The 14,613-nt window shown below is 61.4% G+C and carries 19 protein-coding genes; 13 read left to right on the top strand and 6 right to left on the bottom strand.

All coding sequences use genetic code 11. The annotated features are described in order from the left end of the window. Nucleotides 1-10 precede the first annotated feature (10 nt). The 3 genes from AC53L6_RS18935 to AC53L6_RS18925 all read left to right on the top strand — a co-directional run bounded on the left by AC53L6_RS18935 (nucleotide 11) and on the right by AC53L6_RS18925 (nucleotide 1,330). Nucleotides 11-469 carry a DUF6173 family protein gene (locus AC53L6_RS18935; protein ID WP_299204890.1) on the top strand — a complete coding sequence of 153 codons (459 nt, stop codon included), beginning with the start codon at nucleotides 11-13 and terminating at the stop codon, nucleotides 467-469. Between the two features lie 81 nt (nucleotides 470-550). Continuing rightward, the gene (locus AC53L6_RS18930) at nucleotides 551-685 is read left to right on the top strand and encodes an aa3-type cytochrome c oxidase subunit IV (RefSeq protein WP_496908955.1); all 135 of its coding nucleotides are present in this window, start codon (nucleotides 551-553) and stop codon (nucleotides 683-685) included. Between the two features lie 39 nt (nucleotides 686-724). Further along, a complete protein-coding gene (locus AC53L6_RS18925; RefSeq protein WP_496908954.1) occupies nucleotides 725-1,330 on the top strand; it encodes a hypothetical protein in 606 nt (201 codons plus the stop codon). Between the two features lie 51 nt (nucleotides 1,331-1,381). Here the strand turns inward: AC53L6_RS18925 and AC53L6_RS18920 are convergent, their stop codons facing one another. Together AC53L6_RS18920 and AC53L6_RS18915 are read right to left on the bottom strand one after the other, a co-directional pair. Further along, nucleotides 1,382-1,702 (bottom strand): AzlD domain-containing protein, encoded by a 321-nt coding sequence (locus AC53L6_RS18920; protein ID WP_496908953.1) that lies wholly within the window; start codon nucleotides 1,700-1,702, stop codon nucleotides 1,382-1,384. Continuing rightward, nucleotides 1,699-2,409: an AzlC family ABC transporter permease gene (locus AC53L6_RS18915; RefSeq protein WP_496908952.1), complete on the bottom strand. Its 711-nt coding sequence runs from the start codon at nucleotides 2,407-2,409 to the stop codon at nucleotides 1,699-1,701. Before AC53L6_RS18915 ends, AC53L6_RS18920 begins: the two co-directional genes overlap by 4 nt. A 48-nt stretch (nucleotides 2,410-2,457) precedes the next feature. Here AC53L6_RS18915 and AC53L6_RS18910 point away from each other — a divergent pair, with 48 nt between their 5' ends. From AC53L6_RS18910 to AC53L6_RS18885, 6 genes are read left to right on the top strand one after another with little or no spacing between them, the layout of a single operon-like run. Further along, nucleotides 2,458-3,345: a formate dehydrogenase accessory sulfurtransferase FdhD gene (locus AC53L6_RS18910; protein ID WP_299604458.1), complete on the top strand. Its 888-nt coding sequence runs from the start codon at nucleotides 2,458-2,460 to the stop codon at nucleotides 3,343-3,345. Beyond that, nucleotides 3,342-3,875, top strand: coding sequence for a hypothetical protein (locus AC53L6_RS18905; RefSeq protein ID WP_496908951.1), 534 nt, complete (start codon nucleotides 3,342-3,344; stop codon nucleotides 3,873-3,875). Before AC53L6_RS18910 ends, AC53L6_RS18905 begins: the two co-directional genes overlap by 4 nt. Then, the gene (mobA, locus tag AC53L6_RS18900) at nucleotides 3,872-4,474 is read left to right on the top strand and encodes a molybdenum cofactor guanylyltransferase MobA (protein ID WP_496908950.1); all 603 of its coding nucleotides are present in this window, start codon (nucleotides 3,872-3,874) and stop codon (nucleotides 4,472-4,474) included. The genes AC53L6_RS18905 and mobA overlap by 4 nt, the downstream gene beginning before the upstream one ends. Then, nucleotides 4,471-4,962: a molybdopterin-guanine dinucleotide biosynthesis protein B gene (mobB, locus tag AC53L6_RS18895; protein ID WP_496908949.1), complete on the top strand. Its 492-nt coding sequence runs from the start codon at nucleotides 4,471-4,473 to the stop codon at nucleotides 4,960-4,962. The genes mobA and mobB overlap by 4 nt, the downstream gene beginning before the upstream one ends. After that, nucleotides 4,959-5,852: a hypothetical protein gene (locus AC53L6_RS18890; protein ID WP_496908948.1), complete on the top strand. Its 894-nt coding sequence runs from the start codon at nucleotides 4,959-4,961 to the stop codon at nucleotides 5,850-5,852. Before mobB ends, AC53L6_RS18890 begins: the two co-directional genes overlap by 4 nt. Beyond that, complete coding sequence (locus tag AC53L6_RS18885) at nucleotides 5,839-7,083, top strand: molybdopterin-binding protein (protein ID WP_496908947.1); 1,245 nt, start codon at nucleotides 5,839-5,841, stop codon at nucleotides 7,081-7,083. The genes AC53L6_RS18890 and AC53L6_RS18885 overlap by 14 nt, the downstream gene beginning before the upstream one ends. Here AC53L6_RS18885 and AC53L6_RS18880 read toward each other — a convergent pair. From AC53L6_RS18880 to AC53L6_RS18870, 3 genes are all read right to left on the bottom strand, one after another. Further along, nucleotides 7,080-8,090: a hypothetical protein gene (locus AC53L6_RS18880; RefSeq protein ID WP_299747226.1), complete on the bottom strand. Its 1,011-nt coding sequence runs from the start codon at nucleotides 8,088-8,090 to the stop codon at nucleotides 7,080-7,082. The two genes, AC53L6_RS18885 and AC53L6_RS18880, sit on opposite strands and share 4 nt — an antisense overlap. 4 nt (nucleotides 8,091-8,094) lie before the next feature. Continuing rightward, entirely contained in the window at nucleotides 8,095-8,565 is a 471-nt protein-coding gene (gene greA / locus AC53L6_RS18875; RefSeq protein WP_299204921.1) for a transcription elongation factor GreA, read from the bottom strand. A 213-nt stretch (nucleotides 8,566-8,778) separates the two neighbouring features. Further along, the gene (locus AC53L6_RS18870) at nucleotides 8,779-9,159 is read right to left on the bottom strand and encodes a VOC family protein (protein WP_299204924.1); all 381 of its coding nucleotides are present in this window, start codon (nucleotides 9,157-9,159) and stop codon (nucleotides 8,779-8,781) included. A gap of 91 nt (nucleotides 9,160-9,250) precedes the next feature. Here AC53L6_RS18870 and soxR point away from each other — a divergent pair, with 91 nt between their 5' ends. Further along, the gene (gene soxR, locus AC53L6_RS18865) at nucleotides 9,251-9,703 is read left to right on the top strand and encodes a redox-sensitive transcriptional activator SoxR (protein ID WP_496908946.1); all 453 of its coding nucleotides are present in this window, start codon (nucleotides 9,251-9,253) and stop codon (nucleotides 9,701-9,703) included. On the opposite strand, the gene AC53L6_RS18860 is transcribed toward soxR, so the two are convergent. Beyond that, complete coding sequence (locus AC53L6_RS18860; protein ID WP_299204930.1) at nucleotides 9,700-10,008, bottom strand: EthD family reductase; 309 nt, start codon at nucleotides 10,006-10,008, stop codon at nucleotides 9,700-9,702. The genes soxR and AC53L6_RS18860 overlap by 4 nt on opposite strands. 288 nt (nucleotides 10,009-10,296) lie before the next feature. On the opposite strand from AC53L6_RS18860, the gene AC53L6_RS18855 reads away from it, so the two are divergent. From AC53L6_RS18855 to AC53L6_RS18845, 3 genes are all read left to right on the top strand, one after another. Continuing rightward, a complete protein-coding gene (locus AC53L6_RS18855; RefSeq protein ID WP_496908945.1) occupies nucleotides 10,297-11,946 on the top strand; it encodes an electron transfer flavoprotein-ubiquinone oxidoreductase in 1,650 nt (549 codons plus the stop codon). A 163-nt stretch (nucleotides 11,947-12,109) separates the two neighbouring features. Further along, nucleotides 12,110-13,822, top strand: a complete 1,713-nt coding sequence (locus AC53L6_RS18850; RefSeq protein WP_496908944.1) for a tetratricopeptide repeat protein — start codon at nucleotides 12,110-12,112, stop codon at nucleotides 13,820-13,822. Continuing rightward, nucleotides 13,812-14,612, top strand: a complete 801-nt coding sequence (locus tag AC53L6_RS18845; RefSeq protein WP_496908943.1) for a 4-(cytidine 5'-diphospho)-2-C-methyl-D-erythritol kinase — start codon at nucleotides 13,812-13,814, stop codon at nucleotides 14,610-14,612. The genes AC53L6_RS18850 and AC53L6_RS18845 overlap by 11 nt, the downstream gene beginning before the upstream one ends. Nucleotide 14,613: the final 1 nt, after the last annotated feature.

The raw sequence follows: 14,613 nt of genomic DNA, 5'->3' as shown, positions 1-14,613 counted from the left end.
GGAGCAGGTCATGAATGACGAGATCAAAACGGCAGCCGAAGCGGTGGAAGCCGATGCCTTGCCCCGTGCGTATGAGGTGCATTGTGACCCCGACGCGCGCAATGCCGCGGATCAGCCGGTGCCCAAGGGCGTAAGCAAAACCCCGACCGAGAACAAAAGCCCGGCCCAATGGGCCTATGAGCGCATCATCATGTACCTCAAGAACTTCGAGGAAAACCTGGATAACGAACACGAGGTGGCCATGGGGTTCACCGGTGGCGATGCCGGTGTGCTGCGAATCGAGGGGATGGGATATTTCCCGCCTGACGTGGTCACGTTTTATGGTTCGGATCCGACAGGGTCGAAAACGCAGTTGATCCAGCACGTCAGCCAGTTGAATGTCATGCTGCGCGCGTTGCCGAAGGCAGTAGAACAGGCGGAACCGAACCGGATCGGTTTTCGGTTGGCCCAGGACCTCGAAGAGGAATAGAACCGTGCCGCAAAGACGCAGTGACACGACACCGCGGATGCGCTAAAGCGCAGCGCAGCTATTTGGACAAGGGAACCGGATATGGCAGATCACAAAGCGGGCGAGATGGATATTGAGGTCCAGGAAAAAACCTTTGACGGGTTCATGTCGTGGGTCACATGGTCAGTGATCGTGATCCTCGTGCTGCTCGTCGGTATGGCGATCTTCATTTCATAAAGCCTTTTGCATCTTGACGATTGATTGGGGAGTACGGGTATGCGTTTGATTGCAGCCCTAGCAGTGTGTGTCACGCTTGCCGGATGCGCGCCGCCTCCCACTGTGTCTTATGCGTCAAATGAACGTGTGGCGTCCGTCGCCTATCGCGAACCGGGTCCGGCCACCATTACGGTGCTGACCATGGTCAGCAATCGCGACGGGTCTGGTGGGCATTCGGCTCTGATGATCAACGGCAGCCAGCGCGTGATCTTTGACCCGGCAGGGTCCTTCGTGAACGACCGTGTGCCGGAGCAGCAGGACGTGCTTTATGGCGTGTCGCCTGCCGTTCTGGCGGGATACAAGAGCGCACACGCGCGCAGCACCTATCACGTTGTCAGTCAGACCGTGGAAGTGACCCCCGAACAGGCCGAGATTGCGTTGCGGCTGGCCCGGCAGAATGGTGCGGTGGCTCGTGCGTTCTGCACCAATGCCAACACGGCGCTGCTACGCCAGGTGCCGGGTTTCCAAGACATCCGCACCACCTTCTTTCCGACCAACCTGATGGAACAGATGGCCGCGCGCGTCGGCGTGATGGAAGAGAAGTATTACGAAGACGACGAAGGTACGATTGTCGACGGCATCGAAAACCTTGTTATTGCCGAGTGACGGGGTCGGACGCTCTTTGACTGTGTCAAAGTCGCCCCGCCCGCCGTCCCATCAGAGGACATAGATCAACAGAAACAGCGTTGCGGCCCCCGCGCCGATGGCGGCAAACACGTTCCGCGTCCACATCCCCACCGCGAGCGTTACAATGGCAGCCCCGACGCGCGTGATGTCCGTGCTGCCGCCTTCACCGGAGTAGACGACCAGCGGTGCAACCAATGCAGGCAGGATTGCGACGGCTGTATAGCGCAGGTGACGCAGCAACCACGCAGGCAGGGGGCGGTCGCCAACAAAACCCAGAAATGTAAAGCGCAACAGGAAGCTGCCCACGCCAAGGCAGATGATCACGGTCCACAAGGTCGCGGTGTCTGTCATGGTGCGCGCCCCTTCAGCCAAAGCTCGGCCTGCGCCCCCGCCATCATCCCTGCCGCACCGGCGATGATCAGGCCAAGCGAGTAGGGGACTGACACCGCCAGCAACCCGACGATCACAGCCACCGTGGCGGCGATCAGATGGGGCAAGGTGCGTACCATGGGCGCAACCATCGACAGGAACGCGATCGGCAGCGCGAAATCGAGGGGCAAGTCCGCGGGCAGCTGCGTGCCCAGAGCCGCACCGGCGTAGCTCATCCCGAACCAGACGATCATCACCAGCAGGCAGGTCCCAAAATAGTAGGCCATGCGCTGCGGTATGGTCAGCTCTGGGACGGCTTCGAATTTTGCGTGGCTCAGAGCATAGCTTTGATCGACCAGCAGATAGGCAGCGAACACGCGCTGCCACAGCGGGGCATGGCCCAGATACGGCGTCAGCGCGGCTGAATACATCGCCACGCGCAGGTTCACGGCCGGTGCTGACAGGATGACCACGACTGTCGGCGCATCGTTTTCCATCACCTGCAACGCGGTGAACTGGGCGGCACCCGCAATGACGGCCAGCGAAAAGGTCATCACCTCGAACACGTTCAGCCCCGCTTCGGTCGCGAGTACGCCAAACAGCATGGCAAACGGGCCAGCGACGAAGATAAACGGTGCGCCGTCGCGCACACCCGCCCAAAAAGCGGATTTGGTGGTGGTGATGGGCATGAGGGGGCCTTAGACTATCCGCCAAGACTTAAGAGCTACTAAGGGGGGATGCAATTGGCACGTGACAGCGATCAAAGTGGATACCTGATTGCACCCGATCCATCGGCACCCCGACTGACACGCGCCGTCACAGGGTTCGACCATACCGGGGCCGAAACGGAAATCTCCGTGGTCGAGGAACGGCCCTTGACCATCTATCTGAACGGGCAGGAAATTGTCACTGCCATGACCATTGGCGATTACCCCGACTATCTGGCGCTTGGCTTTCTGCGGAACCAGCGGATGCTGACCGATGCGGACACGGTGACGCGCGTCGACTATGACGAGGAACTGGAGACGGTTGTTGTCCGCACTGAGAACCCCACGAACCACGAAGACAAGCTGAAGAAAAAGACGCGCACCAGCGGCTGCGCGGTGGGCACCGTCTTTGGCGACATGATGGAGGGGCTGGAGGATGTCACGCTGCCACAGGCGCAGGTCCGTACCTCATGGCTTTACGCCCTCAGCGCTGCCATCAACCGCACGCCGTCGCTCTACCTTGAGGCCGGGGCAATCCACGGCACGGTACTGTGCCAGCAGGACCAACCGCTAGTCTACATGGAAGACGTGGGCCGCCACAACGCGGTGGACAAGGTGGCGGGCTGGATGCTGCAAACAAGCAGCAACCCAGCGGACAAAATCCTCTACACCACCGGTCGCCTCACCTCTGAAATGGTAATCAAGACGGCGCTCATGGGCATCCCCGTCCTTGCGTCCCGCTCGGGCTTCACCGCCTGGGGCGTTGAGATCGCACGCGAAGTCGGCCTGACGCTGATCGGACGGATGCGAGGACAGCGTTTCGTCTGCCTGAGCGGAGAAGAACGCCTGATCCGCGACACCGACCCGGCCAGCGTCAAGGATGAACCAAAGGGCGCAGGGCGCAAGGGGACCGCGTGACCGATACTCTTACCCTGAACTACACGGTCGATGAAGCCTCGGCCCGCGACATGCTCGACGGTATGATGCCAGCCCCTGCTGCCATGCAACGGCTCAGCAAAGCAGCCTCCGTATCGCTGTCGGCCATAGCGATGATTATCGGTATGCTCACCGGTTTCGCAATCTCGTTCTACGCCAGGCTGGGCGAAATCGCATTTTCCATCCTTCCCATTGGTCTTGGCTTAGGGTGCGTTGTGGCCTGCTATGTCTGGGCGCGGCGGGTCAACAGGCAGGTGCGCCAATCACAGATCGACGTGATGCGCCCGGGTTCTCCGGTCAGCTACGTTTTTGATACATCCGGTCTTTCCCTCAAGACATGGTGTCAGCAGTGGCAAACCAGTTGGGCCGGGGTGACTGAAATCAGAACCTCCGACAAGGGACTGGTGATCATGTGTGGACTTGTCGGGTTCGCCATCCCACGCGCCGCGCTGGGCGATCACCCCAATGCCACGAGCACACAGATCACGAACCTATGGACACAGCACAAATGACCCCACCCCTCGGTGTGATCCTCGCGGGCGGGTTGGCCACGCGCATGGGCGGCGGCGACAAGGGGCTGCTGTGGGCAGGCAACAAGCGCCTGATCGACCACGTGATCGACCGGCTCAGCCCCCAAGTGGCAGACCTGGCGCTCAACGCAAACGGCGACCCGGCCCGTTTTGCAGACCTGAACCTGCCGGTGGTTCCAGACAGCATTGAAGGCTTCGCAGGCCCCCTCGCAGGCGTCCTCGCGGGCCTCGACTGGGCGGCGGAGCAGGGTGCCGACACCATCGTGACCGCCGCCGCCGACACACCGTTCTTTCCCTGTGATCTCGTCCCGCGCTTGCAACTCGCAACCGAAGGGATGCAGCACCCTCTGGCCCTTGCTGCCACCCCTGATCCCAAGCGGGGACAGGCACGGCACCCCACCTTTGGTCTCTGGCCCGTTGCCCTGCGCGATGACCTGCGCGCGGCCCTTCAGGACGGGCTGCGCAAGGTCGTCCTCTGGACCGACAAACATGATGGCCGTACCGCGCTTTTTCCGGACGAGGCGGCATTCTTCAACGTCAACACGCCCGAAGACCTCGCGCGTGCAAAGGATATGGCATGAGACTTTACGGCGTCGTTGGCTGGAAAAACGCGGGCAAGACCGGCCTGATGGAACGACTGGTGACCGAGATCACCGGGCGCGGCCACTCGGTGTCGACCGTCAAACATGCCCACCACACCTTTGATGTGGATCATCCCGGCAAAGACAGCCACCGCCACCGCGTCGCTGGCGCGTCCGAGGTGCTGCTTGCCTCCCGCAACCGTGTGGCGCTCATGCAGGAGTTACGGGATCAGGATGAACCGACGCTCGATCAACTTCTGACCCGGCTCAGCCCAGTCGATCTGGTGCTGGTCGAGGGGTACAAACGCGACGCGCACCCCAAGGTCGAGGCGCATAGGGCCGAAACAGGTAACGCGCTGATCGCCCCCGACGATCCCACCATTCGGGCCATTGCCAGCGATACAGCCCTGACGATGGACCGCCCGGTCTTCGATCTGAACGACACCGAATCCATTGCTGATTTCATCCTTTCCGAGGTTGGATTGTGAGTGTCGGCGACACCGGCGCGGTGTTCGACACCATAATCGTCGCGGATTGGTCGGCAGGCAAAAGGCGGCCTGCGCGGCCCAGCAAAGACTCCATCTGGCTCGGCATCGCCCGCGATGGCGTGGCTGAGACACCGATCTACTGCCGGTCCCGACAAGATGCTGAAAACCGGATCAACCAGATCATCGACGATGAAACCGCGGCTGGGCACCGGATGCTTTTGTCGTTCGACTTCCCCTTTGGATACCCGCGTGGCTTTGCCCGCCATATCACAGGTCAGGATGATCCTTTCGCGCTCTGGGATTGGATCAGTGCACGGATCACCGATGCAGCCGACGGCACCAATAACCGTTACGCCGTCGCCGAAGAGATGAATGCGCTTTTCGAGGGGTCCGGTCCCTTCTGGGGTAAGCCAAACGACCGCGACTGGCCCGCGGTTCCCTATCGCAAGGCCGATATCACCTACGACATCGTGCCCGAACGCCGCACCTGTGACTTGGCGGCCAAGGCCGCCTCGAGCTGTTTCCAACTGGCTTTCCCGCCCACGGTCGGTGGCCAAGTCCTCATGGGCCTGCCCACGCTCAACCGCCTGCGTGCCCGCGCTGGTGTCGCGGTGTGGCCCTTCGAAGACTGGACCGAGGCGTCGGTCGTGTTGGCAGAAATCTGGCCCGGCCTCATTGAACCGGCGGTCAAGGCCACGCAAACGGACGATATCCGTGATGCTGTGCAGGTGCGCCTGCTAGCGGCGGCCCTATCGCGCTTGCCAGCGGCCACATTGCAGACTTGGATGACCGACCTGCCGGACGTCGCGCGCGAGGAGGCGTGGATCCTCGGGGCAGGCCACAATGCAGAACTCGTTTCATATGCCGAGGACACAGATGCCGCCGCTTAAGAACGACTGTTTCGCCCTGCCGCCTGGCGTTCACTGGACTCCGGTTGACGAGGCTTTGGCTGACCTGCGGACCCGCTTGTCCTGCGTTGTGGGGCAAGAGGTTCTACCCGTCGCAGACACTCTTGATCGCATCCTTGCCACCGACATCACCGCGCCGCGTGCCCATCCGCCGCTGCCAAACACGGCCGTAGATGGTTACGGGTTCCTTAACGGACGCGGGGACGGCGACCACCATATCCCGCTTGTCGCCCAACATATGCCAGCCGGTGCGACCCCCGACGCAAGTGTCCCCGCGGGGACAGCCATTCGAATCCTCACAGGTGCCGCGCTCCCGCCGGGCGTTGACACGGTCATTCTGCAAGAGGATGTGACAGTCGAAGACGGTGCCATCCACTTCACCGGACCCATCAAGCAGGGGGCCAACACCCGCAAGGCGGGCGAAGATGTCGAAGCGGGTGATGTGATCGCCCAAGCGGGGCGTAGATTGACGCCTGCGGACCTTGCCTTGCTCTCTGCCGTGGGTGTGGCTGAGGTGCGTGTTCGTCGCTCGTTGCGTGTCGGTATCCTGTCCACCGGGGATGAATTGGTCCAACCGGGCGATGATGCTGGACCGGGGCAGATCTATGATGCGAACCGGCCCATGTTGCGTGGGCTGATTGCGCGTCTCGGTCATGTGCCCGTCGATCTGGGCCATGTGGTTGATGATCGGGCAGCTTTGCGCGCGCGTCTTGATCAAGGTGCAGAGCAAGCGGATGTCATCTTTACCAGTGGCGGTGCCTCTGCGGGGGATGCAGACCACGTGTCGGCCTTGTTGAACGAGGCGGGGGCGATGGCGCTGTGGCGTGTGGCGATCAAGCCCGGGCGACCCTTGGCCCTGGGAATGTGGCAGGGCAAACCTGTCTTTGGACTGCCGGGGAACCCGGTGGCTGCGATGGTCTGCACGCTTGTGTTTGGTGCGCCTGCGCTGTCGTTGTTGGCCGGAGCGGACTGGAAAAGCCCGCAGGGGTTCATGGTCCCCGCGGGATTTGCCAAGACCAAGAAGGCCGGGCGGCGTGAGTTCCTGCGCGCCCGAATGCGCGCCGGTCAGGTCGAGGTTTTTGCCTCGGAAGGGTCCGGACGGATCAGTGGGCTGAGCTGGGCCGAGGGTCTGGTCGAGTTGCCTGAGGAGGCGATGTCGGTTCGCCAAGGCGACCTTGTACGCTTCATCCCCTGGGCGGGGTTTGGCGCCTAGTCGAACGTTCCCGCCACGCGGCCCAGCAGCATGAAAGCGCGGGCGGTGCGGGTGTCACTCAGGGCTGAGAGTTCTGCATCCGTGGCCGTCTCGGCAAAAGTGGACACCGTCTGGTCGAAGCGACGCAGGAAGTGGTGCGCCGCGTCGCGGAAGATCGGATCCTGCTTCATGCGGCCAGCAGACAGCGCCAATGACGAACGGTCCCGCACGCCGCCCAACGGAGCGACGGCACGTCCGCGCGCACCTTGGGCAAACTGGCGCCACACTTCGGGCCGAGCACGGTCGGGGCGCAGATCGTCCATGTAGATACCGTCCTGGCTAAGCAAGGTCAGTATGTCCTGCGCGGCCTGGACGAGTTTCGACGTCTCCCGGTCGCGCATGGCCTTGCGCAGCGCGGCAAAGCCTTCTTCGTCTTCTGCCGTTTCGGGGAAGTTCAGGGCGCGGATGAAATCCTCGGTCGCAAGCGGCGGCGCGATATCTTCGGCACTGGTGCCGAGCGCAAGGGTGGGTTGGTCACCGCTGGGTTCCGGCTGCGCTGCGGGTTGCTGGGCCGGGGCTTGCTCGCGGCGGCTTTGGAAAGTTGCAAGCGCCGATTCTGTCTTGCGGGTGGCGGCGGCAATCTCGTCCAGTTTGCGGGCCACGGACGGCTCATCCGCCACGTTGCGCCCCTGATTCTGGGCGATATAGGCGTGCCGGATTGCGTCGATGGCGGTCTGCAAACGCTGGCTTTCCTCGCGCATCACCTTGCTGGACCGGGCCGCCGTCGCTGCAACCCAGATCATCGCGATCGGCATGAAGATGGCGAGCATCGTGATCAGAAACCGCAGACCTTCGCCCGTCCCCGCGGGGTCATCACCAGCCAACAGGAAATAGGCCGCTGCCCCGACCAGCCAGATGGCGGTCAGGATCAGCGCGGCAACTTCGATCCCTGTGACACCCCCTTCATTGGGTTTGTCATAGATACCCAGGGGTGTCGGGCGCGTTTGTGGTTCGGGCTTTTCGGCCATGGCCTCAGCTATAGCTGATTTTCAGGACTTCATAGGACTTTTCGCCGCCCGGCGTGCGCACTTCGACGCTGTCGCCCTCTTCCTTGCCGATCAGGGCGCGGGCGATGGGCGATTTTATGTTCAAAAGGCCCTTTTCGATGTTGGCTTCGTACTCACCAACGATCTGGTAGGTCTTTTCCTCGTCCGTATCTTCGTCCACCAGCGTCACGGTCGCGCCGAACTTAATGGCCCCGGACAGCTTGGTGGGATCGATCACTTCGGCCAGCGAGATCACGCTCTCGAGCTCTTTGATCCGGCCCTCGATAAAGGACTGCTTCTCCTTGGCCGAATGATATTCCGCGTTCTCGGACAGGTCACCATGTTCGCGCGCCTCGGCAATCGCCTTGATGATTGCGGGGCGTTCCTCGGACTTGAGGTGCTTCAATTCCGTTTCCAGTGCAGTCGCACCGGCGCGGGTCATTGGGATCTTTTCCATTGGCGTCGTCCTAATAACAGGCGGCGGCCCGCGATGGAGCCGCCGTTGTTTGCGATAGGAGATACCTGACCCAATGGAGCGGGGGAATGCAAGAGGGTTTGGGGCTTTGCCCCCGGCGCGGCGCGCCTCCCCCATGGTATTTTCGGTCAGAAGAATGAACAGGCGTCCCGGAAACGGTCTGGGGGACCGTTTCGCCTGTGAATGGGCGGAGCCCTAGTCGTATTGCACCACCTCGAACTCGATATTGTCCTTGTCATGAAAATAGAAGCGGCGGCCCGGTTCATAGTCGTGGTGCTGGCCCACACGGAACCCCTGTTCGCGTGCGGCGTTCTCGATCCCTTCGAGGTCGTCCGTCACGATGGCAATGTGGTTGAGCCCGCCGATGGTCGCATAGGAGTTATCGGTGGCCTTGCCCGCCGCGTCCTGCGTGTACAGCGCGAGATAGTGTTTGTCGGTCCCGACGTGGACGGTGCGCCCGACCTCCATCGCGTTGCCGGCCCACCGGATATGCCAGCCAAAGAGGTCGCACATCCATGCTGCGGTCGCATCCGGGTTGGAAACGGTGAGATTGGTGTGTTCGAGCATTGCGGGCATGATCTGGTCCTTTCGTCATGTGGTCTTTCCTTTTCAGGTCGATGAGGGCATCCTGCGACCTCAAGTTAACTTGAGGTCAAGGATTTTTTTCATGGCTGTATCCGAGGGTTTGAGCATTGGCGAAATCGCGTCACGGACAGGGTTGGCCGTGTCGGCCATTCGCTACTATGAGGACGAGGGGCTGGTGGCCCCGTGGCGCAATGCCGGTGGGCAGAGGCGGTTTCAGCGTGCAGACATCCGGCGGCTGAGCTTCGTCATGGTGGCGCAGCAATTTGGCTTCACGCTGGCCCAGATAAAGACAGAACTGGACCTGCTGCCCCGCCACCGCGCCCCGAACAAGCGGGACTGGGCGCGCATCAGCGTGGAATTTCGGGAAGGTCTGGACGAGCGTATCGCGCGGCTGGAAAAACTGCGCGATACATTGGATGGGTGCATCGGTTGTGGCTGTTTGAGCCTTGAGGTTTGTGCGCTGTACAATCCGAAAGATACGGCAGCGGACAAGGGGCAGGGGCCACGCTATCTGATGGGGGACACGCCGCCCTAGTCGTAGGTTTGTCCGATCAGCATCGTCGGAGCAACATTGGTGAAGTTGGGCAGATCGGCCAGCACAGGTCCTGACGCGGCGAGGGTTGCGTCAAGCGCGGCCTGATCCGCAAAGACAAAGGTGGCAATGGCGTGAAAGCCTGGCGGTGTGTCTGGTCCGCCTGCAAGCCCTTTGGTCACCACTTGGCTTTGAATATGCGCGCCCATGTGTTCGGACACGAGATCCATGTGGCTGGATTGGTAGTAGGTGTCGTCAAATGTGGTGCCGTCGCTGACAGGATAGAGCACTTGCAGGGTCATGGGCATTGTCCGGGTCCTTGTGTTGCGTGTGACCACCATGCGCGGACGCGCAGATTCGGCAAACCGTGGTGTCTGTTGGTGACGGAAACGTGTTGGATTGAATGTGCATGAAATTGCGGCTTCGGTTTGCCTGACGTGGTGCGCCGCCACGTCATTTGCCATAACGTGTCGTCGTTTCGTGAATTTTTGATGGATTTTTTCACGAAGACAGTACACCACGTTGCGCAAAGCCTATCTGTAGGCTAGCGAAACGGAAATTTGCGCAAAGGCGCGGGAGAATAGGGGAGCCGCCACATGGCAGAGATTGAACGCGAAGCGATGGAATATGACGTGGTGATCGTTGGGGCCGGCCCGGCGGGCCTGTCAGCAGCCATTCGTCTCAAGCAGTTGGACGCCGACCTGAACGTGGTTGTGTTGGAAAAGGGGTCCGAAGTGGGCGCCCACATCCTGTCCGGCGCTGTGCTGGATCCCAGCGGTCTGGACGCGTTGATCCCTGATTGGAAGGAAAAGGGCGCGCCGCTGAACGTGCCGGTCAAGGACGACAATTTCTATATGCTGGGCGAGGCGGGTCAGGTCCGTATCCCCAACTTCCCGATGCCGCCCCTGATGAACAACCACGGCAACTACATTGTCTCGATGGGCAATGTATGTCGCTGGATGGCCGAGCAGGCCGAGGAAATGGGCGTCGAAATCTTCCCCGGCATGGCCTGTTCCGAGCTGGTCTATGGCGACAATGGCGAGGTGAAGGGCGTTGTGGCCGGTGTGTTCGGTCTGGAAGAAGACGGGTCCATCGGCGAGAACACCGAGCCGGGCATGGAGCTGCACGGCAAGTACGTGTTCCTGTCCGAAGGTGTGCGCGGGTCGCTGTCGAAAGAAGTCATCGCCAAGTATGACCTGTCGAACGGCAAGGAGCCGCAGAAATACGGCCTGGGCATGAAAGAGATCTGGGAGATTGATCCAGCAAAGCACAAGGAAGGGTCTGTCACCCACACGATGGGCTGGCCCCTTGGATCGAACGCGGGCGGCGGATCTTTCATCTACCACCTTGAGAACAATCAGGTTTATGTCGGTTTCGTCGTTCACCTGAACTACAAGAACCCGCACCTGTTCCCCTACATGGAGTTCCAACGCTTTAAGCATCATCCGATGGTGGCAGAGCTGCTCAAGGGCGGGAAGCGCGTGGCTTACGGCGCGCGGGCAATTTCCGAAGGCGGATACCAGTCGATGCCCAAGATGGTGGCACCCGGCGTGGCGTTGCTGGGCTGTTCCGTTGGCATGGTCAACGTGCCGCGCATCAAAGGCAACCACAACGCGATGCATTCGGGCATTCACGCAGCCGAAGCGGCGTTTGAAGCGATCAAGGCGGATCGATCCGGTGACGAGTTGACGGCGTACGAGACCGAAGTACGCAATGGCGTTATCGGCAGTGACCTCAAGAAGGTGCGCAACGTAAAGCCGCTGTGGTCCAAGTACGGCCTCACCGCCAGCCTCGTGCTGGGCGGCTTTGACATGTGGACCAACACGCTGGGCTTTTCGCTGTTTGGCACGATTGGCCATGGCAAGAACGACGCCGACGCCACCGAAGAGGCAAGCAAGCACAAACCCATCGACTATCCCAAGCCTGATGGCACGCTGTCCTTTGACCGGCTGACCAACGTGTCCTTCAGCTTTACCAACCACGAGGAAAGCCAGCCTGCGCACCTCAAGCTGACCGATGCGGATGTGCCTGTGAATGTGAACCTTGCAAAATATGCGGGTCCGTCGGCCCGGTACTGTCCGGCGGGCGTCTATGAATTCGTTGAGGAAGAGGGCAAGGACACGCGCTTTGTCATCAACTTCCAGAACTGCGTGCACTGCAAGACCTGTGACATCAAGGACCCGGCGCAGAACATCACTTGGACCACGCCGCAGGGCGGGGACGGGCCGAACTATCCGAATATGTGATCGGTTCGCGATCTCGCGCGAAATGTGAACAAAAACGACGCCGGGCCCTGTGCCCGGCGTTTTTTCTGGCACGCAACCGCTGACCATTTCGCGAGGTTCCGTTGCACATGTGCGCAGACGTGCTAGCCTATTGCCCAACAACAGGCAAAAGGCAGTGCATTCCGTGATCCGATCGCTTCTTTCAAGTGTCGCTTTGGCCGCCGTGCTGGCGACCACCCCGCATATCGCACCCGCGCAATCCGTGGCCGGATCGTATCTGGCCGGACGGCATGCTGCGATCACAAGCGATTTTGAAGCGGCGGCCAGGTACTACCAGGCTGCTCTGGCCCGAGATCCGGGCAACGTGGAACTGATGGAAGACGCCATCGTTTCGCAGCTGGCGCTGGGCCGTGTGGATCGTGCCCTGCCCATCGCGCGCCTTGTCGAAGAACAGGACGTGCGGAGCCAGGCCGCGCATATGGTCATCATCGCCGACATGTTGGCGCGGGAAGACTATGCTGGCTACCTGGAGCGTGACGTGGAGACGCAGGGCATCGGCCCGCTTGTCGACGGGTTGCTGAACGCCTGGGCCCTTGTCGGGGCCGAAGATATCGAAGGGGCATTGGCCGCCTTTGACGCCGTGTCTGAACAGCGGGGCGTGCGCGGTTTCGCCATGTATCACAAGGCGATGGCGCTGGCTGGCCTGGGCCAGTTCGAAGCCGCCGGAGAGATTTTCGAGGCCGAAGGTTCTGGTCCTCTGCAACAGACCCGCCGCGGTGCCATGGCGCGCGCCGAGGTGCTGTCGCAACTGGGGCGTAACGACCAGGCCATTGCATCGCTTGAAGTGGCTTTTGGCACTGTGAGTGACCCGGAGCTCGATGCCATGACACTGGCGCTTGAGGCGGGGGAGACGCTGGCCTTTACCCACATCACCTCTGCCCGTGACGGGATGGCCGAGGTGTTTTATTCGCTGGCAGGTGCTCTGCGACAGGACGCAGGGGCGGACTACACCCTGCTTTATGGCCGGATTGCGCGGCACTTGCGGCCCGATCACGTCGACGCATTGCTGCTGAACGCTGATCTGCTGGAAACGCTGGAACAGTTCGATCTGGCCAACGCGGTCTACAAGCAGGTGCCGGCCGATCACCCTGCCTTCCACGCGGCTGAACTGGGCCGGGCTGCGGCTTTGCGCGAGTCTGGCAAGCCTGACGCGGCAATCGAAGTGCTTGAGCAGTTGGCCAAACGCTTTGGTGACCTGCCATTGGTTCATTCGACCTTGGGCGATGTGCTGCGCCAGCAAAACCGGTTCGAGGCCGCCGTGGTAGCCTATGACCGCGCGCTGGATCTGACCGACCCGGATGATCGCCGTGCGTGGTTCCTGCATTATGCCCGCGCCATTTCGCATGAACGGCTCGAGGAATGGCCCGAGGCCGAGGCTGACTTTCGGCGCGCGCTGGAGCTGAACCCCGGGCAGCCACAGGTGCTGAATTACCTTGGTTATTCGCTGGTCGAAAAGCAGATCAAGCTGGACGAAGCGCTTGAGATGATCGAACAGGCTGTCGAGGCAAGTCCGGACAGCGGGTATATCGTCGATAGCCTTGGCTGGGTGCTGTACCGTCTGGGCCGCTACGAAGAAGCGGTTGGTCATATGGAGCGTGCGGTCGAGCTGATGCCAGTCGATCCGGTGGTCAATGACCATTTGGGCGATGTGTACTGGGCCGTGGGACGTGAACGCGAAGCGCGGTTCCAATGGATGCGCGCCTTGAGCTTTGTCGATCCAGCGGACACGGATGCTGAGGCGGACCCGGCGCGGATGCGGCGCAAGCTGGATGTGGGCCTCGACGCGGTGCTGGCCGAAGAGGGCGCGGAGCCACTGCAGGTGGCGAATGGCGACTGAGGTCTTTGCACCTGCCAAGATCAACCTGACCCTGCATGTGACCGGCCAACGCGCAGATGGCTACCACCTACTTGATTCCCTTGTGGTTTTTGCTGATGTCGGTGATCGGCTGACCATCGACCCCGCCCCCCGAATGCATCTGGATGTGTCGGGGCCGTTTTCTGTTGGCGTGCCGACCGACGAACGGAACCTTGTTTGGCGCGCAGCCGAGCTGGCTGGCACGGCTGTGCGGATTTCTTTGGAAAAGAATCTGCCCCATGGGGCGGGTATCGGTGGTGGATCATCCGATGCGGCCGCGATCCTGCGCGCCCTCGGGGCCGAGGCGCACGCGTTGGCATTGGGTGCGGATGTTCCGGTATGCCTGTTGGATGCGCCACAGCGGATGCGTGGCATAGGAGAGGTGGTAGCGCCGGTTGGCGGCGTGCCCTCTCTGGATCTGGTGATGGTCAATCCGGGCATTCACGTGCCGACGTCAGATGTGTTCAAGCGTTTGAGGTCCAAGGACAATCCGCCGATGGACGCGCGATTGCACTGGCAGGACCGCGCCACGTTTCTGGCGTGGTTGGCCGACCAGAGGAACGATCTGCAAGCGCCCGCGGCGTCCGGAAATCCGGCGATACTGGCGGCATTGAAGACGCTGAACGGGGCTGAGCTTGCGCGCATGTCCGGGTCAGGCTCGACCTGTTTCGGTGTCTATTCCGACGCAGAGGTGGCCCGCGATGTGGCTGCCAAGATTGCGGAGAAGCAGCCCCGGTGGTGGGTTCGGACTGTGAAGACTGTTGGGTCGTAGG

Source organism: Tateyamaria sp. LSS28 (assembly GCF_059611725.1).
This window is presented reverse-complemented; position numbering and strand designations above follow the sequence as displayed.